This is a genomic window from Xanthomonas sp. WHRI 1810A, assembly GCF_040202885.1.
In the GTDB taxonomy this organism is placed as follows: Bacteria; Pseudomonadota; Gammaproteobacteria; order Pseudomonadales; family Pseudomonadaceae; genus Aquipseudomonas.
Map to the genome: position 1 here is coordinate 131,739 of NZ_JBEGED010000003.1, position 16,917 is coordinate 148,655.

The following is a 16,917-nucleotide window of genomic DNA, read 5'->3' on the forward strand; positions in this document are numbered from 1 at the left end:
AATCGTTTTGCCATGCACAAACCCCCGCCCACGACCGTTGCATCCCGAATTAGTTGCGAAACGGGATGAAAAACGACTTTGTAACCTCTTGATTAGTCATGTAATTCACAGGCCCAATTCGCTTTGTGACAGTTGCCACCGCTGCCTCGAGACTTTTTTCAGCCTCTGTAAAAAAAATTTTGGCCAAGCGGCATTTCTGACTGATTTCAGCCAAAAATCCCCCCTCAGCCCGGTCAACTATTTACTTTGTTGCCGCTGCCCCCTCCGGTCTTTAGACTTACGCCTCATTTAACGAGAGCAGGGTCGATGTCCACGGTCTTTCCCGAAGATTCTGTCGGTCTGGTCGCGCCGCAAATGGCGCATTTCAGCGAGCCACTGGCTCTGGCCTGCGGCCGCTCACTGCCTGCTTACGACCTCATTTACGAAACCTACGGCACGCTCAATGCGGTGCACAGCAATGCTGTGTTGATTTGCCACGCGCTGTCCGGCCATCACCATGCTGCGGGCTACCACAGCAGCGAGGACCGCAAGCCCGGCTGGTGGGACAGTTGCATCGGTCCCGGCAAGCCCATCGACACCAACCGTTTCTTTGTCGTCAGCCTGAACAATCTCGGCGGCTGCAACGGTTCCACCGGTCCCAGCAGCATCAACCCGGAAAACGACAAGCCCTTCGGCGCCGACTTCCCGGTGCTCACGGTCGAGGACTGGGTCAACAGTCAGGCGCTGCTGGCCGACCGCCTGGGCATTGCACGATGGGCCGCTGTCGTCGGCGGCAGCCTCGGCGGCATGCAGGCGCTGCAATGGACCATCAGCTACCCGGACCGCGTAAGGCACTGCCTGGCCATCGCTTCGGCCCCCAAGCTGTCCGCGCAGAACATCGCCTTCAATGAAGTCGCACGCCAGGCGATCCTGACCGACCCCGAGTTCCACGGCGGTTCGTTCCAGGAGCACGGCGTGATCCCCAAGCGCGGCCTGATGCTGGCGCGCATGGTCGGCCACATCACGTACCTGTCCGACGACTCGATGGGCGAGAAATTTGGTCGCGGGCTCAAGAGCGAAAAGCTCAACTACGACTTCCACAGCGTCGAGTTTCAGGTGGAAAGCTACCTGCGCTATCAAGGCGAAGAGTTCTCGGGCCGCTTCGATGCCAACACCTATCTGTTGATGACCAAAGCGCTGGATTACTTCGACCCTGCGGCCAATTTCAACGACAACCTGGCGGCGACCTTCGCCAACGCTCAAGCCAGATTCTGCGTGATCTCCTTCACCACCGACTGGCGCTTTTCCCCGGCGCGTTCGCGGGAACTGGTCGACGCGCTGATGGCGGCCAAGAAAGACGTCTGTTACCTGGAAATCGATGCACCACAGGGCCACGACGCATTTCTGATTCCGATTCCGCGTTACTTGCAGGCCTTCTCCAGCTACATGAACCGAATCGAGATCTGAGGACACCATGAGAGCCGACCTGGACATCATCCAAGACTGGATACCTGCCGGCAGCCGGGTGCTCGACCTCGGTTGCGGCGACGGCGAATTGCTCGCCTGGCTGCGGGACAACAAGCAAGTGACCGGCTATGGCCTGGAAAACGACGCCGACAACATCGCGCGCTGCGTGGCCAAGGGCGTCAACGTCATCGAACAGGACCTGGACAAAGGCCTGGGCAACTTCGCCAGCAACAGCTTCGACGTGGTGGTCATGACCCAGGCGCTGCAAGCCGTTCATTACCCGGACCGGATCCTCGACGAAATGCTGCGCGTGGGGCGCCAGTGCATCATCACTTTCCCCAACTTCGGTCATTGGCGCTGTCGCTGGTATCTGGCGAGCAAGGGCCGCATGCCCGTGTCCGACTTTCTGCCGTACACCTGGTACAACACGCCGAACATCCACTTTTGCACGTTTGCCGACTTCGAAGCCCTGTGCCGAGGACGTGAAGCCAAGGTCATTGATCGGCTGGCGGTCGATCAGCAGCATCGGCATGGTTGGGCGAGCAAGCTATGGCCTAACCTGTTGGGAGAGATCGGTATCTACCGGGTCAGCAGCCCGGGCTTGCAGGAACACCAGATCGCGATCTGATCGCCGCCGGCGCCAACACAACAAGGAGAACGATCATGCGTCGTCTGACTGCGCTGCTGTGCACGCTCTGGGTCCTGTTCGTTGCGCTGCCGTCATCGGCGGCCGACAACGCAAGACCGGAGCGGCAGGAGCAATTCGGCGATCTGACCGTTCATTACAACGCCTTTGCGTCGAGTTTTTTGCAACCGTCCATCGCGCAAGAGGTCGGAGTCATTCGCAGCAAGAACCAGGGCGTGCTTAACATTGCAGTGATCAAGGGCGGCAAAACCGTGCCTGCCAGCGTCACCGGTTCAGTAAAAGACCTCACAGGGCGGTCAAAGCCGTTGTCCTTCAGGCAAAGCAACATTGGAGGCTCGGTCAATTACCTCGCCGAGTTCCCGGTAGAGCCCGGCTCTTCAACCTTCTACACCTTTACGATCAATGTGAAAGCAGGCGACGGCGACGCACACGCGTTCAGCTTCAACCAGGAAATCTTTTCGGACGAAGAATGAAACTCACCCAACTCGTATTGGCCAGCCACAACGCCGGCAAACTCAAAGAACTCCAGGCCTTGCTTGGCAACAGCGTGCAACTGCGCTCGATTGGCGAGTTCAGCGAAGTGGAGCCGGAAGAGACCGGTCTGTCCTTCGTTGAAAATGCCATTCTCAAAGCACGCAACGCCGCGCGTATTTCCGGTCTGCCGTCACTGGCGGACGATTCGGGACTGGCGGTGGATTTCCTCGGCGGCGCACCGGGCATTTATTCAGCCCGTTATGCCGACGGTCAGGGCGACGCGGCGAACAACGCCAAGCTGCTGGACGCATTGAAGGACGTGCCCGACGCGCAACGCGGCGCGCAGTTCGTCTGTGTGCTGGCGCTGGTGCGACACGCCGATGACCCGTTGCCCATCCTGTGCGAAGGCTTGTGGCCGGGCCGGATCTTACGCGCCCCGCGCGGCGAACACGGTTTTGGCTATGACCCACTGTTCTGGGTGCCTGAACGCGACTGCTCCAGCGCGGAATTGAGCCCGGCCGGCAAAAACCTGCTGAGCCATCGCGCCCGCGCCATGGCCATTCTGCGGCAGCGACTGGGTTTGCAATGACACAAGATTCCACCGCACGGCCTCTGTTTCTCGGCGAGGCCGGTTTTTCGTCCGAAGCGCCGCGCGACGGACTTGCGCAACTTCCCCCGCTGTCGCTGTACATCCATATCCCGTGGTGCGTGCGCAAATGCCCGTACTGCGACTTCAATTCCCACACCGCCAGCCCCGTGCTGCCTGAAGACGAGTACGTCGACGCGCTGCTGGCGGATCTGGATCAGGACCTGCAGCATGTCCACGGCCGGGCGCTGACCTCGATCTTCTTTGGCGGCGGCACGCCCAGCCTGTTCAGCGCCGATGCCTTGGGCCGTCTGCTCAAGGGCGTTGAGCAGCGAGTACCGTTCGCGGCGGACATCGAAGTCACTCTGGAAGCCAATCCAGGCACGTTCGAGCAGGTCAAGTTCAGTGCCTACCGGTCATTGGGCATCAATCGCCTGTCCATTGGCATTCAGAGTTTCCAGGAAGCCAAGCTCAAGGCGCTGGGCCGCATCCACAACGGTGACGAAGCCGTGCGCGCGGCCGGCATGGCGCGTCAGGCCGGGTTTGATAACTTCAATCTGGACTTGATGCACGGCTTGCCCGATCAGTCGCAGGACGATGCGCTGAGCGATCTGCGACAGGCCATCGCCTTGGCGCCGACTCACCTGTCCTGGTATCAGTTGACGCTGGAGCCGAACACGGTGTTCTGGAATCAGCCGCCTACACTGCCGGAAGACGACACGCTTTGGGATATTCAGGAGGCCGGCCAGGCGCTGCTGGCTGAACACGGTTATGCGCAGTACGAAGTGTCGGCCTACGCACAGCCCGGCAAACCGGCACGGCACAATCTCAATTACTGGAGTTTCGGTGACTTCATCGGTATAGGCGCTGGCGCCCATGGCAAGCTCAGCCACCCCGACGGGCGCATTGTCCGCACGTGGAAAACACGGCTGCCGAAGGATTACCTCAATCCCGCCAAACCTTTTCAGGCCGGGGAAAAAGCCCTGAGTGCAGACGAGATGCCATTCGAGTTCCTGATGAATGCGCTGCGCCTCACCAACGGCGTGGACGCCGCGCTATTTCAGCAGCGCACTGGCCTGAGCCTCGACTCGCTGGCCGACGCGCGTCGACAGGCCGAGCAAAAAGGCTTGCTGGCGCCCGACCCCACGCGCTTGGTCGCCACTGAGCGCGGCCAGCTGTTCCTCAATGATTTGCTGCAATATTTCCTCATTTAAGGCTTCGCTCTAAGGACACTGCATGGACCTGATACTCGACTTGCTCGCCAATATTTCCCGCTGGAGCCGCAGCAATCTTTCCGAAATCGCGCTGGCGTTGGTGGGCTGCCTGCTGGTGCTGTTCGGCGCCGACATCAAAGGCTGGATCGAAGGCCGCATAAGCAGTTTTACCGGCGCTTTGCGCATCCCGGTGATGGCCTTGCTCTGCACCATCGGCAGCGGCGCCGCGCTGATCTACGCCACGCCGTGGGTGATCCGCGGCCTGAGCCAGTTCAACAACTACAGCCTGGCACCGGTGTTGTTGGTGGTGCTGGTGTTGATCGGGGTGGTGGCGGATCGAAAGTAATGGCGATCAGGCCTGGTTTTTGATTCTGGCCGGAGGCCGTGGGAGTCCGGCTTGCCGACGATCTGCCGGGAACCGGCAGCTAATCCTGCGCATGCATTGTGTCAGGTGAAACCGAGGTCGTCGGATTAGGGCCGCTTCGCATCCCATCGCTGCCGTCGTAACCTCCAAGAGCTCCTACGCCCTCCGGGCAGAAGCAGAAATTCGTAGCCTACGACCGCCACAAAAAAGGGGAAGCCGAAGCTTCCCTTTTTCTCTGCCCGGCGCTGATGCACCGGACCCGAATGGCGCACCTGTCAGCGGATGCTCTGGATGCTGCCTTTGTTGCCGGTCACTTTGACGTTCACTTGCTTGAAGATGAAGTAGTCGTTGACGGTGACTTCGTAGCGCGGCGCGACGATCAGGTCTGCGCCCGACGCTTTCACCGCCTTGTAAGCCGCAGCGGCCTTGGCGTTGGACACCGGGTCAGGGAGCGGCAGGCCCATGGCAGAACCACCGGCACCGCCGTAGGACACGCCATCAGCGAACTTATTGTCGCCGCCAATGTTCAACCAACCGAACAACACATTCGCGGAGGACTCGCCGCTGATGGTTTCACCTACTTTCACATCGGCCTTCAGGTCGGTTTTGACGTCACCCGACAGCGGGGCCGCGGGCTGGCTGGCGTTGTAGCTGACGCAGCCGCTGGTCATGGCGATGACGGACGCAATTGCAGCAAGACCCAATAGTTTTTTCATGCTTAAGACTCTCTCGGTAGGAAGAAAATGTGCAACCGCGAGAGGCTAAGTGAATAGCCGGAGAGATGACGTCAGACGCTTCCGTCAGAAATCTGGATCACTCTCGAAAGCTGGTAGGAATATTCAGACAGGAATGTCTCTCAGCGCGCCCGTGCCTTTAAACGGGCGCCACCGAGTGTTCAATCAGGCGAGTTTTTCGAACTTCAAATCCCAGACGCCATGCCCGAGGCGCTCGCCCCGGCGTTCGAATTTGGTGATCGGGCGTTCCGCAGGGCGCGGCACGCACTGGCCGTCTTCAGCAAGGTTGCGATAGCCCGGCGCAACGTTCATGACTTCCAGCATGTACTCGGCATACGGCTCCCAGTCGGTGGCCATGTGCAGCACGCCGCCCGGTTTCAGCTTGCTGCGCACCAGCTCGGCGAACTCGGCCTGAACGATGCGTCGCTTGTGGTGGCGCGACTTGTGCCACGGGTCCGGGAAAAACAGCATCAGGCGATCAAGGCTGCTGTCCGCGATGCAACGGTTGAGCACTTCAATCGCATCGCAGTCGTAGACCCGCAGGTTGGTCAGCCCTTGGGTCAGCACGCCATTGAGCAACGCGCCGACACCGGGGCGGTGCACTTCGACGCCAATGAAATCGTGCTCGGGGGAAGCGGCCGCCATTTCCAGCAGCGAATGCCCCATGCCAAAGCCGATTTCCAGCGTACGCGGCGCAGACCGGCCGAAGACCTGATCGAAGTCCACTGGCGCATCGGCCAGCGGCAGCACGAACAGCGGCGTGCCCTGGTCGAGGCCGCGCTGCTGCCCTTCGGTCATACGCCCGGCGCGCATCACAAAGCTTTTGATGCGACGATGCTCGCGCGTGTCGCTTGGCGCTTTACCGTCTTCTTCGTTCATCACTTCGTCGTCGGGAAGCGGGTCAGGCGTGTGTGAGTCAATCATCAACGAGCTCTTACTTGATCAGGCCATCCAGCGGCGAGGACGCGCTGGCGTATAGTTTTTTCGGCATGCGCCCGGCGAGATACGCCATGCGGCCTGCCAGAATTGCGTGTTTCATGGCTTCAGCCATCAAAATCGGGTGTTGCGCGTGGGCAATGGCCGAGTTCATCAATACCGCTTCGCAGCCCATTTCCATGGCGATGGTGGCATCTGACGCGGTACCGACACCGGCATCCACCAGCACCGGCACGGTCGACTCTTCGAGGATGATCTGCAGGTTGTAAGGGTTGCAAATCCCCAGCCCCGTACCGATCAGACCGGCCAGCGGCATCACGGCGCAGCAGCCGATTTCAACCAGTTGCCGGGCGATGATCGGGTCATCACTGGTGTAGACCATGACGTCAAAACCATCCTTGACCAGCGTTTCCGCGGCTTTGAGCGTCTCGATCACATTCGGAAACAGGGTCTTCTGGTCAGCCAGCACTTCCAGCTTGACCAGGTTGTGGCCGTCCAGCAGCTCACGGGCCAGGCGGCAGGTGCGCACCGCTTCGATGGCGTCGTAACAGCCTGCGGTGTTCGGCAGGATGGTATAGCGATCCGGCGGCAGGATATCGAGCAGGTTCGGCTCGTTGGGGTTCTGCCCCAGATTGGTCCGGCGCACGGCGACCGTGACGATTTCGGCACCCGAGGCTTCGATGGCCAGACGGGTCTGTTCCATGTCCTTGTACTTGCCGGTGCCGACCAGCAGGCGGGACTGGAACGTCCGGCCGGCCACGGTGAACGGCTTGTCGCTACGAACATTGCTCATCGGAAATCCTCTGTGTGGGTGAGGTTTTGGCAGGGGTTGGGATCAGCGTGGCATCGACCGGAAGACCGGACTAGCCACCACCGATCGCATGCACCACTTCAACCTGATCGCCTTCGCGCAAGGCGGTGGTGCCATGCTGGCTGCGCGGAACGATATCCAGATTGAGCTCGACCGCGATTCGCCGCCCCACCAGCTCCAGGCGGGACAGCAAGGCCGAGACGGTCTCGCCGTCCGGCAGTTCGTAGGGTTCACCGTTCAACTGAATGTGCATGCGGGTTGGCAGCCATCATTTTAGGGGGCGAGCATTCTAGCCCGATCAACCGGTATGACCAAGGTAAAGCCACGCCATTCGTCTCACGCGGGACGGCCAGGTCGCCCGCACCCGTTATAGCGTTTCGACGCCCAGTTGCCAGGCGGTCCAGCCGAGAATGCCCCAGCCAATCAGAAAGAAAAGGCCGCCAATCGGGGTGATGATGCCAATTTTGCTGACACCGGTCAGCGTCAGCAGGTACAGGCTGCCGGAGAACAGGATGATGCCCAGCGTGAACGCAACACCCGCGTAGGTCACCAGCCGCCCCTGAATCTGCATCGCCAGCAGCGCAACGCCGAAGATCGCCAGCGCGTGGATCAGTTGATACAGCACCCCGGTGTGAAAGATGGCGAGATAGTCGGCGCTCAGGCGGTTTTTCAAGGCGTGGGCGGCGAATGCACCCAGGGCGACGCCGGTAAATCCAAAGAAAGCGGCCAGCATCAGGAAGGTTCGAAGCATAGGTGACTCCAGTCAAAAATCGTTCATTGGCGCGTGGTCTGTATAATGGCCCGCTCAACGGGTTCGGCCAAGCCATCTCTATGCTGCGTTTCCTACTTCAACGTGTCGTCAAAGGCCTGCTCTGGTTCGCCGCAGCGAGTGTCGTGCTGGTTTTGATCTTTCGCTGGGTGCCGCCTCCGGGCACCGCGCTGATGGTAGAACGCAAGGTCGAATCGTGGTTCAACGGCCAGCCCATCGATCTGCAGCGTGACTGGCAGCCATGGGACAAGATCTCGGACGATCTGAAAATCGCGGTCATTGCGGGCGAAGACCAGAAGTTCGCTGAGCACTGGGGTTTCGACATCGATGCCATTCAGGCGGCCTTCCTTCACAACGAAGCCGGCGGCTCTCTGCGGGGCGCCAGCACCCTGAGCCAGCAAGTCTCGAAGAACCTGTTCCTGTGGTCCGGCCGCAGTTATCTGCGCAAGGGGCTGGAAGCGTGGTTTACCGGGCTGATCGAGATCCTGTGGTCCAAGCAACGCATCCTTGAGGTTTATCTGAACAGCGTCGAGTGGGATGAAGGCGTGTTTGGCGCGCAGGCGGCGGCGCAGCATCACTTCCACGTCAACGCCAGTCAGCTGTCGACGCAACAGGCCAGCTACCTCGCCGCCGTACTGCCCAACCCCCGGGAATGGAGCGCCAGCCGACCAAGCAGCTACGTGTCCCGCCGAGCAGGCTGGATTCGCCAGCAGATGCGGCAGCTGGGCGGGGATGAGTACCTGATTGGGTTGAATCATAGCCGGCAGTGGTGATGAGCCACCGATGCTTGCACCCCTTGTAGGAGCGCGCTTGCCCGCGATTACGGTCTGCCGGAGACGGTAATGTTGAAGCCGCTAACGCCATCGCGGGCAAGCGCGCTCCTACAGGGCCCTTATCAAGCCACCAACAAAAACGCCCCGATCAGATCGGGGCGTTTTCAGTTGGAGCGGTCACCGCTTACGCAGCAATCGACACCTTGAGCTTGTTCATCGCACTCTTTTCAAGCTGACGAATCCGCTCGGCAGAGACGTTGTACTTCTCGGCCAGGTCGTGCAGCGTGGCCTTCTCTTCAGCCAGCCAGCGCTGATACAGAATGTCGCGGCTGCGGTCATCAAGCACATTCAACGCTTCGTGCAGGTTGGCGGTGGAGGTGTCAGTCCAATCGGAATCTTCCAGCTGACGCGCCGGATCGTAGCGATGGTCTTCCAGGTAGTTGGCCGGTGAATGGAATGCGCTGTCATCGTCGGCTTCAGCAGCCGGGTCGAACGCCATGTCATGACCGGTCAGACGGCTTTCCATCTCACGCACTTCACGTGGCTCTACGCCGAGGCTTTCGGCCACGCGATGCACTTCTTCGTTGTTCAGCCAGGCCAGACGCTTCTTCTGACTGCGCAGGTTGAAGAACAGCTTGCGTTGAGCCTTGGTGGTGGCGACTTTCACGATGCGCCAATTGCGCAGGATGAACTCGTGAATCTCAGCCTTGATCCAGTGCACAGCAAAGGAAACCAGGCGCACACCCATTTCCGGGTTGAAGCGCTTGACGGCTTTCATCAAGCCAACGTTACCTTCCTGGATCAGGTCAGCCTGGGCCAGACCGTATCCGGAATAACTGCGTGCGATATGCACAACAAAACGCAGGTGGGCGAGCACCATCTGCCGAGCCGCCCCAAGATCCTGCTCATAATAGAGACTCTCGGCCAGTTCACGCTCCTGTTCAGGGGTCAGCAGCGGAATGCTGTTGACCGTGTGCACATAGGCTTCCAGGTTTGCACCGGGGACCAAGGCATAAACAGGTTGCATAGAAGTGGTCATACGAAAAAACCTCCGACTCACGTATTCGTGCAGTTCAGCACTGCGAAATTGACCGGGAACCGCTAAACAAGTTCCCTGAGCTGAAAAGTCAATAGATGAAACAAAATATACATCAGAAAACTGAACGATGACTTAACGAGGTGCCAGCTCTCTTAAATGGCGCGCCACTGCAATCCACGCACCGATATACCCCAATAATACGGCACCAAGCAATAGCGACAAACCGTCAGAGGCAGGCACACCTGCCAGCGCGAAATTGCTGCCGTACAGCCCGGCCAGACGAACCACTGATTCATTCAGCCAGTTTAGACCAAACGCCAGCACGCCCCAGGACAATACCCCTGCCCCCAGCCCATACAACGCGCCCATATACAGAAAGGGCCTGCGCACGTAGCTGTCGGTACCGCCCACCAGTTTGATGACCTCGATCTCCGTACGACGGTTCTCGATGTGCAGACGAATGGTGTTACCGATCACCAGCAGCAAGGCCGCCACCAGCAATACCGTCAGGCCGAAGACAAAACGGTCGCCAAGCTTAAGGATAGCCGCCAGCCGCTCCACCCACACCAGGTCCAACTGGGCCTGCTGGACCTTGGGCAATTCGGCCAGACGCGTACGTAACGCCTCCAGCGCCGGCTTGTCAACTTCATCCGGTGTCACGACCACAACGCCCGGCAAAGGATTTTCCGGCAACTCTTTCAGCGCCTCGCCCAGCCCCGACTGTTTCTGGAACTCATTGAGCGCTTCATCGCGACTGATGTACTGCGCATCCGCCACGCCCGGCATGCCCTTGATCTGGCCCACCAGCCCATCGCCCTCAGCGGGGGAGGCATCCAGTTGCAGATACAGGGAAATCTGCGCGGCGCGCTGCCAGGATCCGCCCAGACGCTCGACATTATTGAGCAGCAGCGACAAACCCATCGGCAGGCTCAGGGCAATGGCCATGACCAGGCAAGTAAAGAAGCTGCCGATGGGCTGCTTGCCCAGACGGCGAAGGCTATCGAGCAGGCTGGAACGATGGGACTCGATCCAGGCATGCAGCAGCGTCCCGAAATCCGGGCCGTCGTCCTCGTTGCGGGTCTTTTTCTTTTTCGGGTCGGGCTCGCCGGCTTTCGGCGCCACCCGCTCGGATACTTTAGGGCTACGTGTGGCACTCATGCGCCGGCCTCCCCGTCGCCAATCAATCGACCGCGTTGCAACGTCAGCATGCGATGACGCATCCGGGCGATCAGGGCCAGGTCGTGGCTGGCAATCAGCACGCTGGTGCCCAGACGATTGATGTCTTCGAATACGCCCATGATTTCCGCCGCCAACCGTGGATCGAGGTTACCGGTGGGCTCGTCCGCCAGCAGCAAGGCCGGGCGGTGAACGATGGCGCGAGCAATGCCTACGCGCTGTTGCTGGCCTGTGGACAGGTCGCCCGGATACAGCTGGGCCTTGTCCGACAGCGCCACGCGCTCAAGGGAAGAATCCACACGCTTGGTGATTTCCGCCTTGGACAGGCCGAGAATCTGTAATGGCAGGGCAATGTTGTTGAACACGGTGCGATCAAACAACAGCTGGTGATTCTGGAATACCACACCAATCTGGCGGCGCAGGAAGGGGATTTGCGCGTTACTGATCTGACCGAGGTCCTGCCCCGCCAGCAACAGCTTGCCGGAAGTCGGCCGTTCCATCGCCAGCAGCAAGCGCAGCAAGGTGCTCTTGCCTGCGCCCGAATGGCCGGTGACGAACAGAAACTCGCCACGACGCACGCGAAAACTCAGCTCATGCAGGCCGACGTGGCCATTGGGGTAGCGCTTGGCGACTTGCTCGAAACGAATCATGTGCGATCCCGCTCCGCAAACAGGGCCTGAACGAACGGTTCAGCCTCGAACGTGCGCAGGTCGTCGATCCCTTCGCCGACACCGATATATCGAATCGGCAGGCCGAACTGCTTGGCCAGCGCGAAGATCACGCCGCCCTTGGCCGTGCCGTCCAGCTTGGTCAACGCCAGCCCGGTCAGGTTAACGGTCTGGTTGAACTGCTTGGCCTGATTGATGGCGTTCTGGCCAGTGCCGGCGTCCAGCACCAGCAGCACTTCGTGCGGCGCATCCGCGTCCAGCTTGCCGATCACCCGGCGCACCTTCTTCAGCTCTTCCATCAGGTTGTCTTTGGTGTGCAGACGACCGGCGGTGTCCGCGATCAGCACGTCAATGCCACGGGCCTTGGCGGCCTGCACGGCGTCGAAAATGACCGAGGCCGAATCCGCGCCGGTGTGCTGGGCGATGACCGGAATATTGTTGCGCTCACCCCAGACCTGGAGCTGCTCGACGGCTGCGGCGCGGAACGTGTCCCCTGCGGCCAACATGACTTTCTTGCCATCGAGTTGCAGCTTTTTCGCCAGCTTGCCGATGGTGGTGGTTTTGCCAGCGCCGTTGACACCAACGACCAGAATCACGAACGGCTTGTGCTCGCTCTTGATCACCAGTGGCTGCTCGACCGGCTTGAGCATGGCGGTCAGCTCGGCCTGCAACGACGCGTACAGCGCATCGCTGTCGGTCAATTGCTTGCGCGCTACCTTCTGGGTCAGGTTCTTGACGATCAGGGTGGTGGCCTCGACACCGACGTCGGCAGTCAGCAGGCGGGTTTCAAGCTCATCGAGCATCTCGTCGTCGATGGCTTTCTTGCCCAGAAACAGGCTGGCCATGCCTTCGCCGAGGCTGGCACTGGTTTTCGACAGGCCCTGCTTGAGGCGGGCGAAGAAGCCGGGCTGTCTGGATTCGGGTATTGGGGCAACCGGAACCGAGGGCGGCTCGACGAGGGGCGCCGGAATAACGGGGGCCACCACGGGTGCGGGGGTTGGGGGCGTTACGGTTGGAGCCGCCGTGATAGCCGGGGCAATGGGCGCTGGCTGTGGATGCGAGGCCGTATGCGTCGGAATTTCCGGCGTGATGTGCGGTTCATGCTCATCAGTGAATGCAACCGGCTCTTCGGCCACTGGCAATTTCAGCCATGGCTGGGGGGGCGGAGGATTGATCACTGTTGGCTGGGCAACCGGCGCAGGCTCAGTCGGTGCGATGGTTTGCACGACAGGCTCAGGCGCGATTACAGGGGCAATCTGCGGCTCAGCCGCCACCGGCGTTGGTTCGGCAACGGACTCGGGCGCTGCAGGGGATAGGTCTTGAGACTGCTCGGCGACGGTTTCCTGCGGCTTTCTGCGCAGCCATCCGAACAGGCCTTTCTTCTCGCCAGCCGGGGCTGGGGTCTTCTTGTCGTCGTTGGAACCAAACATGGAGGACGGCTATCTCACGGTAGCGACGCGCCAGAGCGGCGCGTCTGAAAAATTCTGTTGATGCGAAACAGACTGCTTTTATGTCCGCTTGTTCATCGGCTGGCTGAGCATAATCAAGCTTAAAAACCGCTTTGCAACCTTCGGCAGCGCCTACAGGATCGCGCGGGCTGGACGATTTTCCGGTAGTCCAATTCCCAAGCTAGTGCCTTAGCCGTAGTCGCCGAGCAAACCGGCCGCTATCCTAACACCCCCGCGCCCGCCAGCGCTAAGTTCGCGCTGGCCGCTTCGAAGGTTCCGATTACGAATGAATGCTTTAGCCCGCTGCGCCGCAGGCCTGCTGCTCAGCACGATTTGTCTGCCCTTGACAGCCTCGGCTGCCGACCCGCAACCCACACATGAATTCACGCTGGATAACGGCCTCAAGGTCGTCGTCCGCGAAGACCATCGTGCGCCGGTGGTGGTGTCGCAGATCTGGTACAAGGTCGGGTCCAGCTACGAGACGCCAGGCCAGACCGGTCTGTCCCACGCCCTGGAACACATGATGTTCAAGGGCAGCGCCAAAGCCGGCCCGGGCGAAGCGTCGCTGATCCTGCGCGACCTGGGCGCTGAGGAGAACGCGTTCACCAGCGATGACTACACCGCGTACTACCAGGTGCTGGCCCGTGACCGCCTGAGCGTGGCCTTCGAACTGGAAGCCGATCGCATGGCCACCCTGCGTCTGCCACCGGATGAATTCAGCCGCGAAATCGAAGTCATCAAGGAAGAACGCCGTCTGCGCACCGATGACAAGCCCAACGCCAAGGCTTACGAACGCTTCAAGGCCCTGGCCTACCCCGCCAGCGGTTATCACACGCCCACCATCGGCTGGATTGCGGACCTGGACCGCATGAACGTCGCCGAGCTGCGTCACTGGTACGAAGCCTGGTACGTGCCCAACAACGCTACGCTGGTCGTCGTGGGCGATGTGAAGCCGGATGAAGTGAAGGCCCTGGCCGAACGCTTCTTCGGGCCCGTGCCCCGTCGCGACGTGCCGCCCGCCAAGAAACCACTGGAGCTGGCCGAACCCGGCGAGCGCCGAATCACCCTTCACGTCGCCACGCAGATGCCGAGCCTGATGTATGGCTTCAATGTGCCGAGCCTGTCGACCGCTGAAGACCCGCGCATGGTCAACGCGCTGCGACTGATTGCTGCCCTGCTGGACGGCGGCTACAGCGCCCGTATCCCGTCGCAGCTGGAACGCGGCGAAGAGCTGGTCAGCGGCGCCTCGTCGGATTACGACGCTTTCAGCCGTGGCGATAGCCTGTTCACCATCAGTGCTACGCCGAACGCACAAAAGAAAAAAACCCTGACCGACACTGAAGCCGGCATCTGGCGCCTGCTCAACGACCTCAAGACCAAGCCGCCGTCAAAGGAAGAGCTGGAGCGCGTTCGCGCCCAGGTCATCGCAGGCGTGGTCTTCGAACGTGACTCCATCACCAGCCAGGCGACCACCATCGGTCAACTGGAAACGGTCGGGCTGTCATGGAAGTTGATGGACGAAGAGCTTCAAGCGCTCAACAGCGTGACCCCGGAAGACATCCAGAAGGCCGCTCGCACGTATTTCACCCGCGAACGCCTTGCCGTTGCGCATGTTTTGCCGGAGGAAAAATCCCATGAATAAGCGCAACGCGGCATACGGCCGACCACGGGGCACTGCACTGCTGATCGCCATGGCCCTCGGGATGTTCGGTTCGACGGCCGTGCTCGCCGAGACTGCACCCGATGCAGCGACGCCAGCAGAAGCCCCTGCGCCCGTCAAACCCGCCAATACCCTGGAATCGCTCAAAGAACTCGACGGCAAGGCCCCGGCACGCCGCGACCTGAACATCCAGACCTGGAAAACCGCCGAAGGCGCCAAGGTGATGTTCGTGGAAGCGCACCAATTGCCCATGTTCGACCTGCGCCTGACGTTCGCGGCCGGCAGCAGTCAGGATCAGAAAATCCCGGGGATCGCGTTGGTTACCAACGCCATGCTCAATGAAGGCGTCAAAGGCAAGGACGTCAGCGCCATCGCCGAAGGGTTTGAGGGCCTGGGCGCTGATTTTGGCAATGGTTCCTACCGCGACATGGCAGTGGCTTCGCTGCGCAGCCTGAGTGCGGCCGACAAAAAAGAGCCGGCGCTGAAGCTGTTTACCGAAGTGGTGGGCAAGCCGACCTTTCCCACCGACTCGCTGGCGCGGATCAAAAACCAGCTATTGGCGAGCTTTGAATACCAGAAGCAGAACCCCGGCAAGCTGGCCGGTGACGAGCTGTTCAAGCGGTTGTACGGCGATCACCCCTACGCCCACTCCAGTGACGGCAATGCCAAGAGCATCACGCCGATCACGGTCGCTCAGCTCAAAGCTTTCCACGCCAGGGCGTACGCGGCGGGCAATACGGTGATTGCACTGGTCGGTGATTTGACCCGCAGCGAAGCAGAAGCGGTGGCTGCACAGGTCTCCGCTTCCCTGCCCAAGGGCCCGGCGCTGCCGAAGATGCCGCAGCCTGCCGAGCCGAAGGCCATCGAAACCCACATTGAGTTTCCGTCCAAACAGACGCATCTAATGCTGGCTGAGCTGGGCATCAACCGCAACGACCCTGACTACGCAGCCCTGTCGCTGGGCAATTCGGTGCTGGGCGGCGGTGGGTTCGGCAGCCGCTTGATGACCGAAGTGCGGGAAAAACGCGGCCTCTCGTATGGCGTATCCTCAGGCTTCACACCGATGCAGACCCAAGGCCCGTTCATGATCGGGCTGCAGACCCGCGCCGAGCTGAGCGAGAACACGCTCAAGCTGGTCAAGGACATCGTCCGCGATTACCTCGCCAACGGCCCGACCCAGAAAGAACTTGACGACGCCAAGCGCGAACTGGCCGGCAGCTTCCCGCTCTCCACCGCGAGCAACTCGGCCATCGTCGGCCAACTGGGGGCCATCGGTTTCTACGACCTCCCGCTGAACTACCTTGAGAACTTCATGCAGCAGTCGCAAGGCCTGACCATCGAGCAAGTCAAAGCGGCGATGAACAAGCACCTCGACGCTGACAAGCTGGTGATCGTGACTGCCGGCCCTACCGTGCCGCAGAAGCCATTGCCCGCGCCCACTGATAAACCGGCCGAGAAACCTCTCGGCGTTCCGGAGCACTGATGCCTACTACCAAGCCGCCCCGCATTCATAAAGGGCACAAAATCCATACCGGCCTGGGCCACTTGCGGATTATCGGCGGCGAATGGCGCAGCCGTCGACTGAGCTTCCCGGACACACCCGGCCTTCGCCCTACGCCAGACCGTGTCCGGGAAACGGTCTTTAACTGGCTGGCGCCCTATATTGCGGGCGCTCGGGTGCTCGACCCCTTCGTGGGCAGCGGCGCCTTGTATCTCGAAGCATTGTCGCGCGGCGCCAGCATGGGTCTGGCGCTGGACAGCAACTCGGCGGTCGTTTCCAACCTGCGCGAGCACCTGGGCACACTGCGCTGCACCGTTGGCAAGGCAGCCAAGGATGACGCGCTGCGTTACCTGGAGACTCAGCCGGGCGAGCCATTCGATGTGGTGTTCCTTGACCCGCCATTCCACCAGAACCTGCTGGTTCCGGCGTGCACGTTGCTTGAAGAGCGCAACTGGCTCGCCGATAACGCCTGGATCTACACTGAAAGCGAAATTGCCCCGTCCACACTGGGCCTGCCCGGCAACTGGCGTTTGCACCGCGAGAAAAAAGCCGGGCAGGTGCATTACGCGTTGTGGGAACGAAGCGTCATCGCCAGCTGACGCAGCCTCTGTAGGAGCGAATTTATTCGCGAGGGGTCCTGTCTGACACGCCGCCTCGCCAACAAGTTGGCTC

Annotated in this window: 19 protein-coding genes; 10 read left to right on the plus strand and 9 right to left on the minus strand. The window is 60.7% G+C overall.

Annotated elements, in window-relative coordinates; genetic code table 11:
* The first annotated feature begins 306 nt into the window (after positions 1–306).
* The 6 genes from metX to ABQX22_RS06680 are packed head-to-tail and all read left to right on the plus strand — an operon-like array spanning position 307 to position 4,712.
* Entirely contained in the window at positions 307–1,446 is a 1,140-nt protein-coding gene (gene metX / locus ABQX22_RS06655; protein WP_349797741.1) for a homoserine O-succinyltransferase MetX, read from the plus strand.
* A 7-nt stretch (positions 1,447–1,453) separates the two neighbouring features.
* Positions 1,454–2,074 carry a methionine biosynthesis protein MetW gene (metW, locus tag ABQX22_RS06660; protein ID WP_349797743.1) on the plus strand — a complete coding sequence of 207 codons (621 nt, stop codon included), beginning with the start codon at positions 1,454–1,456 and terminating at the stop codon, positions 2,072–2,074.
* A 35-nt stretch (positions 2,075–2,109) separates the two neighbouring features.
* Complete coding sequence (locus ABQX22_RS06665; protein ID WP_349797745.1) at positions 2,110–2,565, plus strand: DUF4426 domain-containing protein; 456 nt, start codon at positions 2,110–2,112, stop codon at positions 2,563–2,565.
* A complete protein-coding gene (gene rdgB / locus ABQX22_RS06670) occupies positions 2,562–3,155 on the plus strand; it encodes an RdgB/HAM1 family non-canonical purine NTP pyrophosphatase (RefSeq protein ID WP_349797747.1) in 594 nt (197 codons plus the stop codon). Before ABQX22_RS06665 ends, rdgB begins: the two co-directional genes overlap by 4 nt.
* Entirely contained in the window at positions 3,152–4,366 is a 1,215-nt protein-coding gene (gene hemW / locus ABQX22_RS06675; RefSeq protein WP_349797749.1) for a radical SAM family heme chaperone HemW, read from the plus strand. Before rdgB ends, hemW begins: the two co-directional genes overlap by 4 nt.
* 22 nt (positions 4,367–4,388) lie before the next feature.
* Positions 4,389–4,712: a DUF3392 domain-containing protein gene (locus ABQX22_RS06680; protein WP_349797751.1), complete on the plus strand. Its 324-nt coding sequence runs from the start codon at positions 4,389–4,391 to the stop codon at positions 4,710–4,712.
* A gap of 293 nt (positions 4,713–5,005) precedes the next feature.
* On the opposite strand, the gene ABQX22_RS06685 is transcribed toward ABQX22_RS06680, so the two are convergent.
* From ABQX22_RS06685 to ABQX22_RS06705, 5 genes are all read right to left on the minus strand, one after another.
* Positions 5,006–5,446 (minus strand): hypothetical protein, encoded by a 441-nt coding sequence (locus ABQX22_RS06685; protein ID WP_349797753.1) that lies wholly within the window; start codon positions 5,444–5,446, stop codon positions 5,006–5,008.
* Positions 5,447–5,629: 183 nt separating this feature from the next.
* Positions 5,630–6,388 (minus strand): tRNA (guanosine(46)-N7)-methyltransferase TrmB, encoded by a 759-nt coding sequence (gene trmB, locus ABQX22_RS06690; protein WP_349797755.1) that lies wholly within the window; start codon positions 6,386–6,388, stop codon positions 5,630–5,632.
* 10 nt (positions 6,389–6,398) lie between these two features.
* Positions 6,399–7,193 (minus strand): thiazole synthase, encoded by a 795-nt coding sequence (locus tag ABQX22_RS06695; RefSeq protein WP_349797757.1) that lies wholly within the window; start codon positions 7,191–7,193, stop codon positions 6,399–6,401.
* A 70-nt stretch (positions 7,194–7,263) separates the two neighbouring features.
* The gene (gene thiS, locus ABQX22_RS06700) at positions 7,264–7,464 is read right to left on the minus strand and encodes a sulfur carrier protein ThiS (RefSeq protein WP_349797759.1); all 201 of its coding nucleotides are present in this window, start codon (positions 7,462–7,464) and stop codon (positions 7,264–7,266) included.
* 114 nt (positions 7,465–7,578) lie between these two features.
* Positions 7,579–7,962, minus strand: coding sequence for a DUF423 domain-containing protein (locus ABQX22_RS06705; RefSeq protein ID WP_349797760.1), 384 nt, complete (start codon positions 7,960–7,962; stop codon positions 7,579–7,581).
* Positions 7,963–8,042: 80 nt separating this feature from the next.
* Between ABQX22_RS06705 and mtgA the strand changes: the two genes are divergently transcribed.
* Positions 8,043–8,753 carry a monofunctional biosynthetic peptidoglycan transglycosylase gene (mtgA, locus tag ABQX22_RS06710; protein ID WP_349797762.1) on the plus strand — a complete coding sequence of 237 codons (711 nt, stop codon included), beginning with the start codon at positions 8,043–8,045 and terminating at the stop codon, positions 8,751–8,753.
* A gap of 184 nt (positions 8,754–8,937) precedes the next feature.
* On the opposite strand, the gene rpoH is transcribed toward mtgA, so the two are convergent.
* From rpoH to ftsY, 4 genes are all read right to left on the minus strand, one after another.
* Positions 8,938–9,792 (minus strand): RNA polymerase sigma factor RpoH, encoded by an 855-nt coding sequence (gene rpoH, locus ABQX22_RS06715; protein ID WP_349797764.1) that lies wholly within the window; start codon positions 9,790–9,792, stop codon positions 8,938–8,940.
* Positions 9,793–9,924: 132 nt separating this feature from the next.
* Entirely contained in the window at positions 9,925–10,950 is a 1,026-nt protein-coding gene (ftsX, locus tag ABQX22_RS06720; RefSeq protein ID WP_349797766.1) for a permease-like cell division protein FtsX, read from the minus strand.
* Positions 10,947–11,618 carry a cell division ATP-binding protein FtsE gene (gene ftsE, locus ABQX22_RS06725; protein ID WP_349797768.1) on the minus strand — a complete coding sequence of 224 codons (672 nt, stop codon included), beginning with the start codon at positions 11,616–11,618 and terminating at the stop codon, positions 10,947–10,949. Before ftsE ends, ftsX begins: the two co-directional genes overlap by 4 nt.
* On the minus strand, positions 11,615–13,066 hold the full coding sequence (gene ftsY / locus ABQX22_RS06730) for a signal recognition particle-docking protein FtsY (protein WP_349797770.1): 1,452 nt from the start codon (positions 13,064–13,066) through the stop codon (positions 11,615–11,617). The genes ftsE and ftsY overlap by 4 nt, the downstream gene beginning before the upstream one ends.
* Positions 13,067–13,370: 304 nt before the next feature.
* Here ftsY and ABQX22_RS06735 point away from each other — a divergent pair, with 304 nt between their 5' ends.
* The 3 genes from ABQX22_RS06735 to rsmD are packed head-to-tail and all read left to right on the plus strand — an operon-like array spanning position 13,371 to position 16,844.
* Entirely contained in the window at positions 13,371–14,726 is a 1,356-nt protein-coding gene (locus ABQX22_RS06735) for a M16 family metallopeptidase (protein ID WP_349797772.1), read from the plus strand.
* A complete protein-coding gene (locus ABQX22_RS06740) occupies positions 14,719–16,227 on the plus strand; it encodes a M16 family metallopeptidase (RefSeq protein WP_349797774.1) in 1,509 nt (502 codons plus the stop codon). Before ABQX22_RS06735 ends, ABQX22_RS06740 begins: the two co-directional genes overlap by 8 nt.
* On the plus strand, positions 16,227–16,844 hold the full coding sequence (gene rsmD, locus ABQX22_RS06745) for a 16S rRNA (guanine(966)-N(2))-methyltransferase RsmD (RefSeq protein WP_349797776.1): 618 nt from the start codon (positions 16,227–16,229) through the stop codon (positions 16,842–16,844). The genes ABQX22_RS06740 and rsmD overlap by 1 nt, the downstream gene beginning before the upstream one ends.
* Positions 16,845–16,917 lie beyond the last annotated feature (73 nt).